Genomic DNA, 14890 nt, shown 5'->3' with positions numbered 1-14890 from the left:
TTTTATTGTGCGATAACCACTTTGACACCCAACGCTTTAAAAGCGGCGATTTGGGCAGCGGTAATGCCGTCATCGGTGATCAGGGCATCAATTTTGTCCCATTCACAGGGCAGGGCAAACATGGAAACTTTGTCGATTTTGCTGGAATCGGCGACGACATAGACCTTGCTGGCGGAGTTGATCATTGCCAGCTTGAGTTTGATGTCGGTTTCACTGGGAAAACTCAGTCCGGCGCGGGGAGAAATACACGCGGTGGCGAGAAACAGCTTCTCGGCCAGGACATTTTCGAAAAATCCGGCGGCTTTTTCGCCCGACGTCGAGAGAGTAGGCGATTTAAAGGTGCCACCGGTAAGCAGAATATGCATTTCCGGTTCGCCACCCAGCTTAAGCGCAATATTCACGGCAGTGGTGATCACATGCAGGCGTTTGATGTGCGTGAGATGGTCTGCGATGGCGGTGGTTGTGGTGCCGGAATCGAAAATGACGGTATCGCCATTTTCAACATATTGCGCTGCGGTGCGGCCAATCGCGTCTTTCTGTTCGAGATGGATCTGCCGTTCCAGCAGCATTGCGACGGTGTTCTGTTTGGCCGTCATCAGGGTTGCGCCGCCGTGGTAACGCTGCACCATGCCCTGTTGCTGGAGCACGCGCAGGTCGGTACGGATGGTGGCATCGGTAACATCGAAAGCATCGGTCAGAAATTTGACCGTGACGGTGCCGTCTTCCCTGATCATCTCGAGAATTTTATCTCGGCGGAGCTGAACGTCCGCCAGTTGGTGATGTTTTGTTTTCAATCGAAAGTCACCTTGTTATCGAATGCCAGCCTGGCAGGCATGGCCACATTTCCACTGTGGCTCAGTCTACAGCGATTTTCACCTGCATATACAACACTTTCGTTCGAAAGTGAGTTGTTGCTATGTGACTGTATTTTTTAGTCTATTTTTTTACTGTAATGGTTTTTTATTGCACAATTTTTACAGCAAGGCATTGAAATTAATCGTTAATTTGATGTTGCCATGCTTTTGTTTGAAACATGATCGAGCACACAAATAAAAATAATCCAGTCGTTTATATTTTTATTCGAAAATCAAAGCAGCATTGAAGATGCACCAGGAGGGCGCAATTGTGGCCCACTTTTCCTCGACGTTGCGTATAAGAACTGTACCCAAACGCTGATGTGGAAGACGCTTCTCCCAGGGGTGAGCGACACAACACATTGACACTATAAAAACGATTATCGAGAGAACATCCCTATGAAAAAACAGTTACTGTGGCTCAGCGTGGCGTCTGCCTTCGCACTTTCTGGTGCAGCTTCTGCGGCAGAGAAAGGCACCATCATGATTATGGTCAACTCACTGGATAATCCTTACTACGCTGCGGAAGCGAAAGGCGCAAACCAAAAGGCCCAGGAGCTGGGTTACAAGACGTCAGTGCTTTCTCACGGTGAAGATGTGAAAAAGCAAAGTGAGCTGATTGATGCAGCGATCGGTAAGAAAGTTCAGGGCATCATTCTCGATAACGCCGACTCCACCGCCAGCGTGGCGGCTATCAAAAAAGCCAAAGATGCCGGTATTCCGGTGGTGCTGATCAACCGTGAGATCCCGGTTGATGATGTCGCACTGGAGCAGATCACCCACAACAACTTCCAGGCGGGCTCAGATGTGGCCAACGTCTTTGTTGAGAAGATGGGTGAAAAGGGCAGCTATGCAGAACTGACCTGTAACCTGGCAGACAACAACTGCGTTACGCGTTCGAAATCCTTCCACCAGGTGCTGGATCAATACCCTGATCTGAAAAGCGTCGCCAAACAAGATGCCAAAGGCACCTTGATTGACGGCAAGCGCATCATGGACAGCATCCTTCAGGCTCATCCAGACGTAAAAGGTGTGATCTGCGGTAACGGGCCGGTTGCTCTGGGTGCCATTGCGGCGCTGAAAGCGGCGGGACGCACCGATGTGATTGTGGTCGGTATCGACGGCAGCAATGACGAGCGTGATGCCGTGCTCAAAGGCGACCTGAAAGCGACGGTGATGTTGCAGGCCCAGGCAATTGCTGCTCAGGGTGTGACTGACCTGGATAACTTCATTCAGAAAGGCACCAAACCGGCGAAACAGCGTGTGATGTTCCGCGGCATCTTGATCTCTCCTGAAAATGCCAAAGGCGTGCAGGACTTTAATTTCAAATCTTAATATTCACCAGGCTGTCGCGCCCGCTTTGCGGGCGCAGAGGAGAGAGTAATGCTGACAAGAATCGGGCTGACGCTGATTATCATCATGCTAAGCGGTTGCCGCATTGTTTCGCAGAAAGAGTTAGCCGATCTGAAAAATCCGCCAAATCCTAAAATGGCGAATATCAGCCAGACCTGGCAGAGCCAGATCGTGCCGCAGATTGGCCATGATGCTAAACCGGCAGCAGAGTTGCTAAAAGCCGTTCAGTCAGCGAAAGATTTCGATGAGGCGTGCAAAACCTATGGCTACCGCAGCCAGGATGAAAATCCATGCGCATTCAGCGTTCAGGTAAGCGGCACCATCACCAAAGTGGACACCACCTCGCGGAGTGGAAAAATAATCATTAAAGATGCGAGTGGGCAAGATATTACTGTGCAAATGGGGCCAATCATCCGGGGAACCCTGTTACGTGATGCCTATAAAGGCGCAAGCTACAACGATTTTAACGATCAGGTGATGTACGGCGATTACGGCAAAGCCATTAACCAGTTTGCTTCCACCATGATGCAAGACTTCAAGCCGAAAGAGGGTGACAACGTCACGATTACCGGTGTGTTCAGCAGTTGGGACATTCCGCAAAGTATCCCGGATGTCACACCGGCCAGCATTAAGCGTCAGTAAGGGGACTGGTTATGAGTGAGCAACAACACGCCGACTCAGAAGTGATTATTGAAACCCGTAACGTGTCGCGCATCTATCCGGGCGTAACGGCGCTGGATAACGTCAATTACCGCGTTTATCGCAACAAGGTTAACGTTCTGATTGGCGAAAACGGTGCCGGTAAGTCCACCATGATGAAGATGCTGGCAGGGGTGGAAACGCCGTCATCCGGTGAAATTTTGCTGGATGGCAAGCCCGTTACCCTGGGCTCCACCCAGCAGGCGGAAAAGCATGGCATCAGCATTATCTTTCAAGAGCTGAACCTGTTTCCCAACATGAACGTGATGGACAACATCTTCATCGGTAAAGAGTTCTTCCAGCGTGGGGTGATCAACGAGAAGTATCAGTACGAGCTGGGGAAGTCGCTGCTGGAGCGCCTCAACCTGGACGTTGATCCCTATGCGCCGCTGAATGAGCTGGGTATCGGCCATCAGCAGATGGTGGAAATTGCGCGGTCACTCTCCAAAGACACCCGCGTGCTGCTGATGGACGAACCGACCAGTGCCTTGAGCCAGTCTGAGGTGAAAGTCCTGTTCAACGTTATCGAACAGCTTAAACGCCGTGGCGTCACCATTATTTACATCTCGCATCGCTTAGAAGAGCTGATGGAGATTGGCGATCACATCACCATCTTCCGCGATGGCCGTTTCATCGGCGAACGTCCGGTACGTGATGCCAGCGTGCCGTGGATCATCGAACAGATGGTGGGGGATAAAAAGAAACACTTTGACTACCAGCCTGCACCGCAAGGGGAGCAGGTACTGGAAGTGAAGGGGCTGACGGCGCTGGCGCAAAATGGCGGCTATAAGCTGAACGACGTGAGCTTCAGCCTGCGCAAAGGTGAAGTTATCGGTATTTATGGCCTGTTGGGTGCCGGACGTACTGAGCTGTTTAAAGGCTTAATTGGACTGATGGGCTGTCAGTCTGGCTCGGTGGTGTTGAACGGTGAAGATCTGAGTAAGCGGGATTTCTCCACGCGCCTGAAAAAAGGCATCGCGCTGGTGCCAGAAGATCGTCAGGGCGAAGGCGTGGTGCAGATGATGTCGATCAAGACCAACATGACGCTGACCGACCTCAGCCTGCGCGGTTTCCGCCGCTGTTTGTCGCTGCTGAATCCGGCAAAAGAGGATGAAGGCGTAACCGATATGGTGAAAAAGCTGGCGATCAAAGTCAGTGATGCCGAGCTGCCGATTACCTCCCTGAGTGGCGGTAATCAACAAAAAGTGGTGTTGGGTAAAGCCTTGATGAGTGGCCCGGAAGTGGTGCTGCTGGATGAACCGACGCGCGGTATCGATGTGGGAGCCAAAACCGATGTGTATCACCTGGTCGGCCAGATGGCCAAACAGGGGCTGGCGGTGATGTTCTCCTCCTCTGAGCTGGATGAAGTGATGGCTCTGGCCGACAGAGTTTTGGTGATGGCTGATGGCCGTATCACCGCAGATTTAGCGCGTGCAGACGCAACCCGGGAAAAAATCATTAGTGCTTCGACACCACAAGCTTGATGTCGGCTGGAGAGAAAAATGAGCCAAAAATATCTGATTTATATGTATCTGTTAAAGGCGCGTACTTTTATTGCGCTGTTGATTGTGATTGGTTTCTTCAGCGTGATGGTGCCGAACTTTATGACGCCATCAAACCTGCTGATTATGACCCAGCACGTTGCCATTACCGGCCTGCTGGCGATCGGTATGACCTTAGTGATCCTGACCGGCGGTATTGATCTTTCCGTGGGTGCCGTTGCCGGTATTTGTGGCATGGTGGCCGGGGCGTTGCTGACCAACGGCATTCCGCTGACGGGGGGCAATGTTCTGTTCCTTAATGTTCCGGAAGTTATCGTGGTGGTCACGGTGTTTGGTTGCCTGCTGGGACTGGTCAATGGTGCGGTGATCACACGACTGGGCGTTGCGCCGTTTATTTGTACCCTGGGCATGATGTATGTCGCACGCGGTGCCGCACTGCTGTTCAACGATGGCAGCACCTACGCAAACCTGGTCGGCATGCCTGCGTTGGGGAACACCGGTTTTGCGTTCCTCGGCACCGGTTCGATTCTGGGCGTTTATCTCCCAATCTGGCTGATGGTAGGTTTCCTGCTGTTAGGTCTGTACATGACGCGTAAAACGCCGCTGGGGCGTTATATCTACGCCGTTGGTGGCAATGAGTCCGCTGCACGCCTGGCAGGTGTGCCGATCATTAAAGTGAAAGTGTTTGTTTACGCCTTCTCTGGCATCTGCGCGGCCTTAGTGGGTTTGATCATCGCGTCCCAGTTGCAAACCGCACACCCGATGACCGGTAACATGTTCGAGATGGATGCGATTGGTGCCACCGTACTGGGCGGTACTGCCCTGGCAGGTGGTCGCGGTCGCGTTTCCGGTTCGATTATCGGTGCCTTTGTTATCGTGTTCCTCGCCGATGGCATGGTGATGATGGGCGTCAGCGACTTCTGGCAGATGGTCATTAAAGGCCTGGTGATTGTTACCGCAGTGGTGGTGGATCAGTTCCAGCAACGCCTGCAAAGCAAAGTCACCCTGATGCGTCGTCACGAAAAAAAGCTGCAAGCGACGGCAGTACCTGAAACGTCGCTGCAGTAAACAGAGTTGTTAACATGAAAAGCCAGTCTGCAGATGCTGACTGGCTTTTTTATTTGGGGCCGGGGTTTTCACGCTGCCGTGCTGATACCGTGTTAACTGACAGGATTTGCCCTCGCTCACCGGTGACCATACGGCTCACCAGGGTGTTGCCATTATTCAGAATAAATAAATTTAAAATTAAAAGCTTATCTGAACAGGTCACACAGCAGCAGTGGGTTAATTCGAGTGGCGATAACCGACTTCACCGTGCGTGGTCAGATCCAGACCATCGAATTCGGCTTCCTGATCGACGCGCAGTCCACGGCAGACAAATGCGGTGATCTTAATGGCTACCCAACTGGTGAGCGCGGAAAAGAGAATACTGAAGGCGATGGAGCTGGCATTAACACCTAACTGGCCAAACAGATCGCGTCCGGCGATGTAACCTTGCCCGCCCAGCAGTGGCAGTGCGAAGAGAGGCGTCAGCAGTCCGCCGACGATGCCGCCCGTGCCGTGAATAGCGAACACATCAAAGGCGTCATCCAGTTGAAAACGCTGTTTGATTAACCGGACACAGGCCATACAGAACGGGACGGTCAAGGCACCCACACAGATGGCTCCCACCGGCCCGACATAGCCGCAGGCGGGCGTGACCCCCACCATGCCTGCCACGGAACCGGTCACAATGCCCAACAAACTGGGATGGCGTTGGAATTTCCACTCCAGCAGCATCCAGGCAAGGGCACCGCCGCAGGCACCCAACAGGGTGTTAAAGATCACCAGCATGGCGTAGCCATTGGCCTGTAGTGCACAACCGCCACAGAAACCGAGCCAGCCAATCATTAACAGACAGCCGCCGGTGAGCGTCATGGTCATGTTATGGGGCGTCAGGGCGACGGTGCCAAACTGACGGCGGCGACCAATGGCGATCGCCACCACCAGTGCCGCGACGCCAGAGTTAATATGGACCACATCACCCCCGGCAAAATCCTGCACGCTGAGTGCGGCCATCCACCCACCTCCCCATGCCATGTGGGCCAGCGGCACATAGTTGAGGATCGACCACAGGGCGATAAACACCATGGCGGCAGAGAATTTCACCCGCTCGGCAAATGAACCGGCAATCAGCGCCGGTGTAATGGCGGCAAACGTCAGCATGAAGAAGATATAAACGTACTCCGGCACGCTCCCCACCAGTGAATCGGTGGTGATATTGCGCAGCAGGGTTTTGCTGGCTCCGCCAAGATAGCTATTGACCGGGCCACCGTCGGTAAAGGCATAGCTATAACCAAACAGCGTGAACAGCACGGCAACCAGTGCCACGGTGGCAAAGACTTGCATCAGTATCGACAGCACATTTTTACTCTGCGCCATACCGCCATAGAAAAGTGCTAACCCTGGTAAGGTCATCATCAGCACCAGTACGGCGGTAACAAAAACAAAAGCGGTATCGCCGCTGCTCAACGTGGGGGCGGCGAAAACGGGAAAAGCTATCAACAGCAGGGCAGGAAGAGTGATAAGCGTAAAGCCCTTTCTTAATCTCATGGTGCACCTCGGACAGGCCAGAGAAGTACGCCCCACCTGAAGTGGGGCGCAGTGTTAACAGCAGGCAGGATTAATATTTCTGACCGGGGATCCAGTTGGTGCCCGCGAGCGGTACGCGTGCCATTGCAGCCGCTTCCACGTTGAGCGCCACCAAATCTTCGGGTTCAAGGTTATGCAGATGGGATTTTCCACAGGCACGAGCCAGCGTCTGCGCTTCCAGGGTTAAAACGCGCAGATAGTTTGCCAGGCGTTTGCCCGCCGCAACGGGATCGAGGCGTTTGCTCAGCTCTGGATCCTGGGTGGTAATTCCCGCCGGATCTTTTCCTTCCTGGAAATCGTCGTAGAAACCGGCCGCCGATCCGAGTTTCTGATACTCCTCCTGATAGCGTGGGTGGTTGTCGCCCAGGGCAATCAGTGCCGCTGTCCCGATGGCAACCGCATCAGCCCCAAGTGCAATCGCTTTTGCCACATCGGCTCCGTTGCGGATCCCGCCGGAGACAATCAGCTGGACTTCACGGTGGACGCCCAGCTCTTGCAGAGCTTCTACGGCCTGTGGGATCGCGGCCAGGGTCGGAATGCCTACGTGCTCAATAAACACATCCTGTGTCGCCGCCGTTCCCCCTTGCATACCATCTACCACCACCACATCCGCGCCAGCCTGTACCGCCAGTTTCACATCATAATAGGTCCGCGTGGCCCCTACTTTGACGTAGATGGGCACTTGCCAGTCGGTAATTTCACGCAGCTCGGCAATTTTAATCGCCAGATCGTCAGGGCCGGTCCAGTCCGGATGACGGCAGGCACTACGCTGATCGATGCCTTGTGGCAGGCAGCGCATTTTTGCCACGCGCTCGGAAATTTTCTGCCCCAGCAGCATACCGCCGCCGCCCGGCTTAGCGCCCTGACCCAGGACCACTTCAATCGCATCGGCTTTACGCAGGTCATCCGGGTTCATGCCGTAGCGGGACGGTAAATATTGGTACACCAGCTTACTTGACTGGCCGCGCTCTTCTGGGGTCATCCCTCCATCGCCGGTGGTGGTGGACGTGCCAACCGCTGAAGCACCGCGACCCAATGCTTCTTTGGCCTGCGCAGAGAGCGCGCCAAAGCTCATCCCGGCAATGGTCACTGGCGTGCTGAGCACCACCGGTTTTTTGGCAAAGCGGGTGCCTAAAACCACCTCAGTGCTGCATTTCTCACGGTAACCTTCGAGCGGATAGCGTGACATGCTGGCACCCAGGAACAGCAGATCGTCAAAATGAGGGACCTTGCGTTTTGCCCCCCAACCGCGAATGTCATAAATCCCGGTTTCGGCCGCGCGCTGAATTTCATCAATCACGCTGCGGGTGTAAGTGGCGGACTCTTTCAGGCCTGGCTTGTAGTTATCGCTCATGTTCTTCTCCCTGGAGACTCAGTACGCCGAAGCGTTATCGACTTTGAAGTTATACAGCTGACGCGCAGAACCGTAGCGGGTAAAGGCAGTCGGGGACTCATTAACACCTGCCTGTTGTAATAACTGTCCCAGCTCTTCGATATGCTCAGGACGCATCGCCTTTTCTACGCAGTCAGCGCCAAGAGAAGCCACTTTGCCTTTGACATAAATGTGCGCTTCATACAGCGAGTCACCTAGCGCTTCACCGGCATCGCCACACACCACCAGACAACCGGCTTGCGCCATAAAGGCACTCATCGCGCCAATATTGCCCTTCACCACAATGTTGATGCCCTTCATCGAGATGCCACAGCGCGCTGAGGCATTGCCTTCAATCACTAACAGGCCACCATTGCCAGTTGCGCCAGCAGACTGCGAGGCATCCCCTTTCACGCGTACGCTGCCAGACATCATATTTTCTGCCAGCCCGACACCGGCATTGCCGTGAATGGTGATGTGCGCCTTTTGATTCATACCGGCACAGTAGTAACCGGCATGGCCTTCAATGGTGATGTTTACCGCATCGTTTACGCCACAGGCGATATTGTGTTTGCCATCAGGATTGGTCACGCGCCACTCTTTCTCACTGGCGGTTTGTTCGGCATCATGCAGCGCCTGGTTCAGTTCACGCACGCCACTGGTGAGGTCGAAAGTTTTCATGCTGTTGCTCCTGTTGAATGGCTGGTGGCACGTTCCCAGACGTAGATACGGGCAGGCTCTGGTTCCCACACTTTGGCATCCTTGATGCCCGGCAACCCGGCAAGGGCGCGGTATTCGGACGCCATGGCGACATAATCATCGGTTTCTGCGATCACTGCGGGCTTGCACGCAATGGGATCGCGCACGACGGCGAAGCCGTCACGCGTGCCGATGGCGAAAGTAAAGAAGCCATCCAGATCGCGCAGGGCATTTTCCAGCGCGGCCTGCAATGAATCGCCTTGTTCCAGACGCCAGGCGAGATAGCCCGCCGCCACTTCAGAGTCATTTTCCGTTTTGAAACTGATGCCCGTGCGCTTCAATTTCTCACGCAGGCGGTTGTGGTTTGAGAGTGAACCGTTATGTACCAGGCAGAGATCCATGCCGGTAGAAAAGGGGTGGCTTCCCTGGAGCGTCACGGCACTCTCCGTCGCAAGACGGGTGTGGCCAATCGCATGGCTGCCTTTCATCTGTTGCAGGCCAAAGCGTCCCGCTACCTCGGCGGGTAACCCCACACCTTTCAGAATTTCAATGCTGTGGCCTGCGCTGAGCACATCCACTTCCGGGGCATGTTCAGATAGCCACTTCAGCGCCTGCGCTTCATCCGTAGGAAGTTTAAACACCGCCACGCTGGCATTCTGGAACCAGTTTTCGACGGCACCAAACGCCGTGCCCAACTGTTCGGCCAGTGCATTCCAGTTGTAGTCCGTGACTTCGCTGCGCAGCGTCAGTTTGATCCCGCTGTCATATTCGTCGCCGTAAACGGCAAAACCTGCGCTGTCACAACCGCGTTCGGTCATGGCAACCAGCATGGGCTCGAATAAAGCCCCCAGTTGCTGTTCCAGTTCGGGTTTTTTAAAGTACAGTCCGACAATTCCACACATAGTGATGTCCTTGAGTAGGGGATCAGAAAAATTCGATGTAGCGATTAACTTCCCAGTCGCTGACGTGGCGATGGAACTCAAACCACTCCTGACGCTTAACGCGAATAAATTCGTCGGTGATTTCAGCGCCCAGGCATTCACGCAGCAGCGTATTGGCTTCGAGGGCATCCACCGCCTCTTTCAGGTTTTGCGGCAGCAGCTCAATGCCTTCTTGCTGACACTGTTCCGCTGACAGGGCATACAGATTGCGGTTCTGCATTTTGCCTGCGGCCAGTTGGCGATCGATGCCATCCAGCCCGGCGGCAATCAGTGCGGCATGGACCAGGTAGGGGTTAGCGCCGGTATCCGGCAGGCGTAACTCCAGACGCCCATAAGGAATGCGTACCATCGCAGAGCGATTGTTCGCCCCGTAGGTGATAAACACCGGTGCCCAGGTGGCACCGCTGGCGGAACCGCCGCTCACCAGGCGTTTGTAGGAGTTGATGGTTGGTGCGGCAAAGGCACACAGCGCTTTAGCGTGATGCAAAATACCGGCGAGGAAGTGGTACGCCAGGCTGGATAAGCCCAGTCCTTGTGGATCGCTGTCATCGCCAAAGACATTACGGCCCTGGCTGTCCGCCATGGAGAGATGGAAATGCATGCCGTTACCGGGACGGTCAGCAAAGGGTTTCGGCATAAAGGAACACAGCAGGCCATTTTCATGGGCAATTTCACCCGCCGCCATGCGGACAAAGGTGAAACGGTCAGCGGAGGTCATCGCATCGCTGTAGGTATAGTTAATCTCATACTGACCGTTCGCATCTTCATGGTCGATTTGGTAGACATCAAAGCCGACCTGCTCTAACGATTCTGTCAGTTGCTCAAGGAAGCCGCGCACCCGTGATAAGCCTTTATAGTCATAACAAGGCTTAGCCAGGGTATCACTCTCATCGGCGGTGAGTAGCTCACCGTCTGGACCACGGCGCAGCAGTGAAAATTCGGGTTCCAGCCCGCTGTTCAGCGTCCAACCGCGCGCCTTCAGGCGTTCAACCTGGCGTTGTAGCACCACCCGACTGTCATAAGGGTGTGGCGCATTGTCCACGTAACCCGTACAGACGATGCGCGCGTAACCCGGTTGCCATGGCACCAGCGACAGCGTTGAGAGGTCGCCACGCGCCAGGTAGTCTGAGCCGTGCGGTTGCATCCCCATACCGGAGATGGCGAAACCGGCGAAGCCCGCGCCTTTCTCTACCACATCCATCAGACAACGTGCCGGGACCGATTTGGTTTTGGCTACACCGTGAATATCGACAAACTGCGCCAGCAGATATCTGACGTTGTTATCGCGCAAAAACTGTGCTGCTTGTTCAGGTGACATAGTGACCTCATTGAGCGCATGTGAAGGGAATCAGCGGCAATTCGCTACATTCCTGTGAGGAATATTTTTTTCCTGAGCGGAAAATGCAGGAGTTGTGCCAGAACCGTTTTCGCGTTTGAAAATAGTTTTTAAATAATTAAATTTCAGAGAGATAGGCGATGATGATTTATTAATACCTGGGAAGGTATTCGTAACACAAACGATTAAATGCCATGGAAAATGTGCAAGCTCCCCATTTTGGTGCCTGTGCAGCAAGCATGAATTTCACCTGTAAATAATCTTGATAAAAATAGTATGATAACTCTTCATATATGAATGCAGATATTCATCTGTGAATGATCGATGTTTTGATGCATTCAATTAAAATGTCGCTGGACAATAATTGATATTTGAATTAAATCTGTTTTAGCGGCGGAGAAATACGGTTTATCCCGACTGATTTGCCATTTTAAATTTATCTGTAAACAATTTAATTCATCTGTGTGGAGTTCCCATGAATGCATCTACGCGTGACTTCGTTATCACAGCAACTTGCCCTGCTACGTCGGGTATTATTGCTGCGGTTACCTCATTCTTAAGTGAAAATAATTGCTATATCAGCGAGTTATCTCAGTATGACGACGAACAGTCCGGGCTGTTCTTTCTGCGTTCGCGTTTTCGCTTCAACGATAATGTTATCGCCGATATTGAGACCGTAAAGCGTGATTTTCACGCCATAGCGGAGAAGTTACACATGGAGTGGCAGGTGTTTGATACCCGTCAACCGATGCGTGTGTTGCTCATGGTGAGTAAATTTGACCACTGCCTGACGGATCTGCTTTACCGGCGAAATAAAGGTGAATTGAATATCGATATTACCGCCATTGTGTCCAATCATCTTGACCTGCGCCCTATGGCAGAGCGTGAAGGGATCCGCTTTATATATCTGCCCGTTAACAAAGAGAACAAACTGCAACAGGAACAGGCGTTATTAAAAGTGGTCGAGGAGACGCGGACCGAATTAGTGGTGTTGGCGCGCTATATGCAAATACTCTCAGATTCACTGTGTAAACAACTCTCTGGCCGCGCGATCAATATCCATCACTCATTTTTACCCGGTTTTAAAGGTGCGATGCCTTATCACCAGGCCCATGAGCGCGGCGTGAAATTGATTGGTGCGACGGCGCATTATGTTACTTCCGATCTGGATGAAGGCCCAATTATCGAACAAGAAGTGCAGCGCGTTAGCCACGCATATCGACCTGCTGATTTGATTATTGCCGGCCGTAACACCGAAACCATCGCTCTCGCTAAGGCGGTGAAGTATCACACCGAACATCGGGTCTTCCTTGATGCGGATAAAACGGTGATTTTCCCATGAATATGACACTGACCAGCCCACAGCGGGCCGAAAACATCGATGGCAAAGCGGCGGCGCGTCGGCTGTTAGCCGAAGTGGCGGCAGAGTGTCGAGCCTTCGTCGATCAGGGCCATCATCCGACTCTGGCCGTGGTGCTGGTTGGTGACGATCCTGCCAGCCAGGTGTATGTGCGCAATAAGCTCCGTACGGCGGAAGAGGTGGGGATTCGCTCGCTGGAATACCGTTTTCCCGCAAACCTGAGTGAAAGTGAGCTGCTGGCGACGCTGGATAAACTCAATCTGGACCCGTTGGTGAACGGCATTCTGGTGCAGTTACCGCTGCCTCGCCATATCAACGAGCAGGCTATCTTACGTGCCATTGATCCGCTGAAGGATGTTGACGGTTTCCATCCGGAGAATGTCGGTGGTTTGGTACACGGTCAGGCGGTGCTGACGCCTTGTACCCCAGCGGGCTGCCTGCGACTGTTGCAGGATTACTGCGGCGACCTCAGCGGCAAACACGCCGTGGTGGTGGGGCGCTCTAATATCGTCGGTAAACCGATGGCGGCACTGCTGCTTAAGGCGCATTGCAGCGTGACCACGCTCCATTCACGTAGCCAGGACGCGGCTGCACTGGCGGCGCAGGCAGATATTCTGATTGCTGCAGTGGGGCAGCCAGAAATGATTGATGCCAGTTGGATCAAACCTGGTGCGGTGGTGATCGATGTGGGCATCAATCGCGTTACGCGGGCCAATGGCAGCAGCCGTCTGGTCGGGGATGTGGATGCCGCCAGCGTGTCTACGGTTGCCGCGGCGTTAACGCCGGTTCCTGGCGGCGTAGGGCCGATGACCATTGCCTGTCTGATGCAAAACACGCTACAGGCCACCCGGTTACAAACTGCATCCGCTGTCTTAAGTCACTGCGGTTAAGGAGCAACGATGTCTCTTACCTTACTGAAATATGGCCTCTCCCATGAATACCCGGCGGAAGTGGATATCCCGCCGCCGCGCGATCTGCGCCCTCATTATGATGTGGTGATTATTGGGGGGGGCGGACATGGCCTGGCAACCGCCTACTATCTGGCTAAATATCACGGTATTACCAATGTAGCAGTGCTGGAAAAGGGCTATTTAGCCGGCGGGAACACCGCGCGTAATACGGCAGTGATTCGCTCCAACTACCTGACATCAGAAGGGGTACGGTTTTACAGCGAATCGGTGAAGCTGTTCCAGCAACTGTCGAATGAGTTCGACTTCAACATCATGTATTCCGAGCGCGGTCAGCTGACGCTGGCACACAGTGATGCAACGGTACGTGCTTTCAGACAGCGAGCCGAAGTCAATAAACACTTTGGTGGCCGCACCGAGATGATCGATCGTCAGCAGATCCGTGAACTGGTTCCGACGCTGAATCTCGATCCGGCCCACCTGCCGGTGTTGGCGGGATTGTGGCATATCGATGGCGCGACAGCCCGCCACGATGCCGTTGCCTGGGGCTACGCGAAACAGGCGGCCAAACGTGGCGTGGAGATCCATCAGTTGACCGAAGTACAGGACATTATCGTACGCCATGGCAAAGTGGTGGGCGTGAAAACCAATCGTGGCGAAATCAGCTGTGGCTGCGCGGTGCAGGCGGTAGCCGGACACAGCTCACTGCTGGCGCAAAAAGCCGGGTTCCGTCTGCCGGTGGTGAGCTATCCCTTGCAGGCGATGGTCACACAGCCAGTCAAACCGTTCCTCGACCCACTGGTCAGCTCTTCGGCGCTGCACTGTTATGTGCAACAAACCAGTCGGGGTGAGGTGGTGTTTGGCGGCGGTTCCGATCCCTATCCGCTTTACAACACGCGCTCAACGCTGGATCTGAAAGAGTCACTGATTGCGCACGGTATTGAAATGTTTCCCTTCCTGGCACAGGCCAAGCTGATGCGGCAGTGGGCGGGTATCACGGATATGACCCCGGATTACAGCCCGATCATGGGCGAAAGCCCGGTGGAGAACTATTACCTTGATGCTGGCTGGGGCACCTGGGGCTTTAAAGCGACGCCAATATGCGGGAAAACCATGGCCGAAATGGTCGCCAGCGGCGGTAAAACGCCTGCGCTGATCGAACCGTTCCGTCTTGATCGTTTTCGTCATTTCCGCCAGGTCAACGAAATGGGCGCAACCGCAGCCAGCCACTAAGG

General features: G+C 53.9%; 13 protein-coding genes. 7 read left to right on the top strand and 6 right to left on the bottom strand.

Going from position 1 to position 14890, the window contains the following annotated elements; genetic code table 11:
* Positions 1–2: 2 nt before the first annotated feature.
* A complete protein-coding gene (locus tag F3J40_RS12605) occupies positions 3–794 on the bottom strand; it encodes a DeoR/GlpR family DNA-binding transcription regulator (RefSeq protein WP_167015092.1) in 792 nt (263 codons plus the stop codon).
* A 459-nt stretch (positions 795–1253) separates the two neighbouring features.
* Here F3J40_RS12605 and F3J40_RS12600 point away from each other — a divergent pair, with 459 nt between their 5' ends.
* Genes F3J40_RS12600 through F3J40_RS12585 form a run of 4 tightly spaced genes read left to right on the top strand, consistent with a single transcriptional unit; the run spans position 1254 to position 5476 of the window.
* Positions 1254–2189, top strand: a complete 936-nt coding sequence (locus tag F3J40_RS12600; RefSeq protein ID WP_167015090.1) for a D-ribose ABC transporter substrate-binding protein — start codon at positions 1254–1256, stop codon at positions 2187–2189.
* A 48-nt stretch (positions 2190–2237) separates the two neighbouring features.
* The gene (locus tag F3J40_RS12595; RefSeq protein ID WP_167015088.1) at positions 2238–2849 is read left to right on the top strand and encodes a DUF2291 family protein; all 612 of its coding nucleotides are present in this window, start codon (positions 2238–2240) and stop codon (positions 2847–2849) included.
* Between the two features lie 11 nt (positions 2850–2860).
* On the top strand, positions 2861–4390 hold the full coding sequence (locus F3J40_RS12590; RefSeq protein WP_167015085.1) for a sugar ABC transporter ATP-binding protein: 1530 nt from the start codon (positions 2861–2863) through the stop codon (positions 4388–4390).
* 18 nt (positions 4391–4408) lie between these two features.
* Positions 4409–5476: an ABC transporter permease gene (locus F3J40_RS12585; RefSeq protein WP_017346657.1), complete on the top strand. Its 1068-nt coding sequence runs from the start codon at positions 4409–4411 to the stop codon at positions 5474–5476.
* 216 nt (positions 5477–5692) lie between these two features.
* Here the strand turns inward: F3J40_RS12585 and F3J40_RS12580 are convergent, their stop codons facing one another.
* From F3J40_RS12580 to glnT, 5 genes are all read right to left on the bottom strand, one after another.
* Positions 5693–7000, bottom strand: coding sequence for an ammonium transporter (locus tag F3J40_RS12580; protein WP_205297334.1), 1308 nt, complete (start codon positions 6998–7000; stop codon positions 5693–5695).
* Between the two features lie 70 nt (positions 7001–7070).
* The gene (locus F3J40_RS12575; protein WP_017346660.1) at positions 7071–8393 is read right to left on the bottom strand and encodes an FMN-binding glutamate synthase family protein; all 1323 of its coding nucleotides are present in this window, start codon (positions 8391–8393) and stop codon (positions 7071–7073) included.
* A gap of 18 nt (positions 8394–8411) precedes the next feature.
* Positions 8412–9092 carry a GltB/FmdC/FwdC-like GXGXG domain-containing protein gene (locus tag F3J40_RS12570; protein ID WP_167015083.1) on the bottom strand — a complete coding sequence of 227 codons (681 nt, stop codon included), beginning with the start codon at positions 9090–9092 and terminating at the stop codon, positions 8412–8414.
* Entirely contained in the window at positions 9089–10012 is a 924-nt protein-coding gene (locus F3J40_RS12565; protein WP_167015081.1) for a class II glutamine amidotransferase, read from the bottom strand. The genes F3J40_RS12570 and F3J40_RS12565 overlap by 4 nt, the downstream gene beginning before the upstream one ends.
* Before the next feature lie 22 nt (positions 10013–10034).
* Positions 10035–11369, bottom strand: a complete 1335-nt coding sequence (gene glnT / locus F3J40_RS12560) for a type III glutamate--ammonia ligase (RefSeq protein WP_017346663.1) — start codon at positions 11367–11369, stop codon at positions 10035–10037.
* Positions 11370–11862: 493 nt separating this feature from the next.
* On the opposite strand from glnT, the gene purU reads away from it, so the two are divergent.
* From purU to F3J40_RS12545, 3 genes are read left to right on the top strand one after another with little or no spacing between them, the layout of a single operon-like run.
* A complete protein-coding gene (purU, locus tag F3J40_RS12555) occupies positions 11863–12729 on the top strand; it encodes a formyltetrahydrofolate deformylase (RefSeq protein WP_167015079.1) in 867 nt (288 codons plus the stop codon).
* Complete coding sequence (gene folD / locus F3J40_RS12550) at positions 12726–13637, top strand: bifunctional methylenetetrahydrofolate dehydrogenase/methenyltetrahydrofolate cyclohydrolase FolD (RefSeq protein ID WP_205297333.1); 912 nt, start codon at positions 12726–12728, stop codon at positions 13635–13637. The genes purU and folD overlap by 4 nt, the downstream gene beginning before the upstream one ends.
* A gap of 9 nt (positions 13638–13646) precedes the next feature.
* Complete coding sequence (locus F3J40_RS12545) at positions 13647–14888, top strand: FAD-dependent oxidoreductase (protein ID WP_167015077.1); 1242 nt, start codon at positions 13647–13649, stop codon at positions 14886–14888.
* Positions 14889–14890 lie beyond the last annotated feature (2 nt).

Origin of the sequence: Candidatus Pantoea multigeneris, assembly GCF_011752615.1 — a bacterium.
In the GTDB taxonomy this organism is placed as follows: Bacteria; Pseudomonadota; Gammaproteobacteria; order Enterobacterales; family Enterobacteriaceae; genus Pantoea; species Pantoea multigeneris.
The sequence above is the reverse complement of the archived record's forward strand: the minus strand, read 5'-3'. Positions and strand labels throughout refer to the sequence as shown.

Bases quoted from the DNA above. Each gene is read 5' to 3' on its own strand.
- F3J40_RS12600 (WP_167015090.1), top strand. From the start codon at position 1,254: ATGAAAAAACAGTTACTGTGGCTCAGCGTGGCGTCTGCCTTCGCACTT.
- F3J40_RS12595 (WP_167015088.1), top strand. From the start codon at position 2,238: ATGCTGACAAGAATCGGGCTGACGCTGATTATCATCATGCTAAGCGGT.
- F3J40_RS12590 (WP_167015085.1), top strand. From the start codon at position 2,861: ATGAGTGAGCAACAACACGCCGACTCAGAAGTGATTATTGAAACCCGT.
- F3J40_RS12585 (WP_017346657.1), top strand. From the start codon at position 4,409: ATGAGCCAAAAATATCTGATTTATATGTATCTGTTAAAGGCGCGTACT.
- F3J40_RS12580 (WP_205297334.1), bottom strand. From the start codon at position 7,000: ATGAGATTAAGAAAGGGCTTTACGCTTATCACTCTTCCTGCCCTGCTG.
- F3J40_RS12575 (WP_017346660.1), bottom strand. From the start codon at position 8,393: ATGAGCGATAACTACAAGCCAGGCCTGAAAGAGTCCGCCACTTACACC.
- F3J40_RS12570 (WP_167015083.1), bottom strand. From the start codon at position 9,092: ATGAAAACTTTCGACCTCACCAGTGGCGTGCGTGAACTGAACCAGGCG.
- F3J40_RS12565 (WP_167015081.1), bottom strand. From the start codon at position 10,012: ATGTGTGGAATTGTCGGACTGTACTTTAAAAAACCCGAACTGGAACAG.
- glnT (WP_017346663.1), bottom strand. From the start codon at position 11,369: ATGTCACCTGAACAAGCAGCACAGTTTTTGCGCGATAACAACGTCAGA.
- purU (WP_167015079.1), top strand. From the start codon at position 11,863: ATGAATGCATCTACGCGTGACTTCGTTATCACAGCAACTTGCCCTGCT.
- folD (WP_205297333.1), top strand. From the start codon at position 12,726: ATGAATATGACACTGACCAGCCCACAGCGGGCCGAAAACATCGATGGC.
- F3J40_RS12545 (WP_167015077.1), top strand. From the start codon at position 13,647: ATGTCTCTTACCTTACTGAAATATGGCCTCTCCCATGAATACCCGGCG.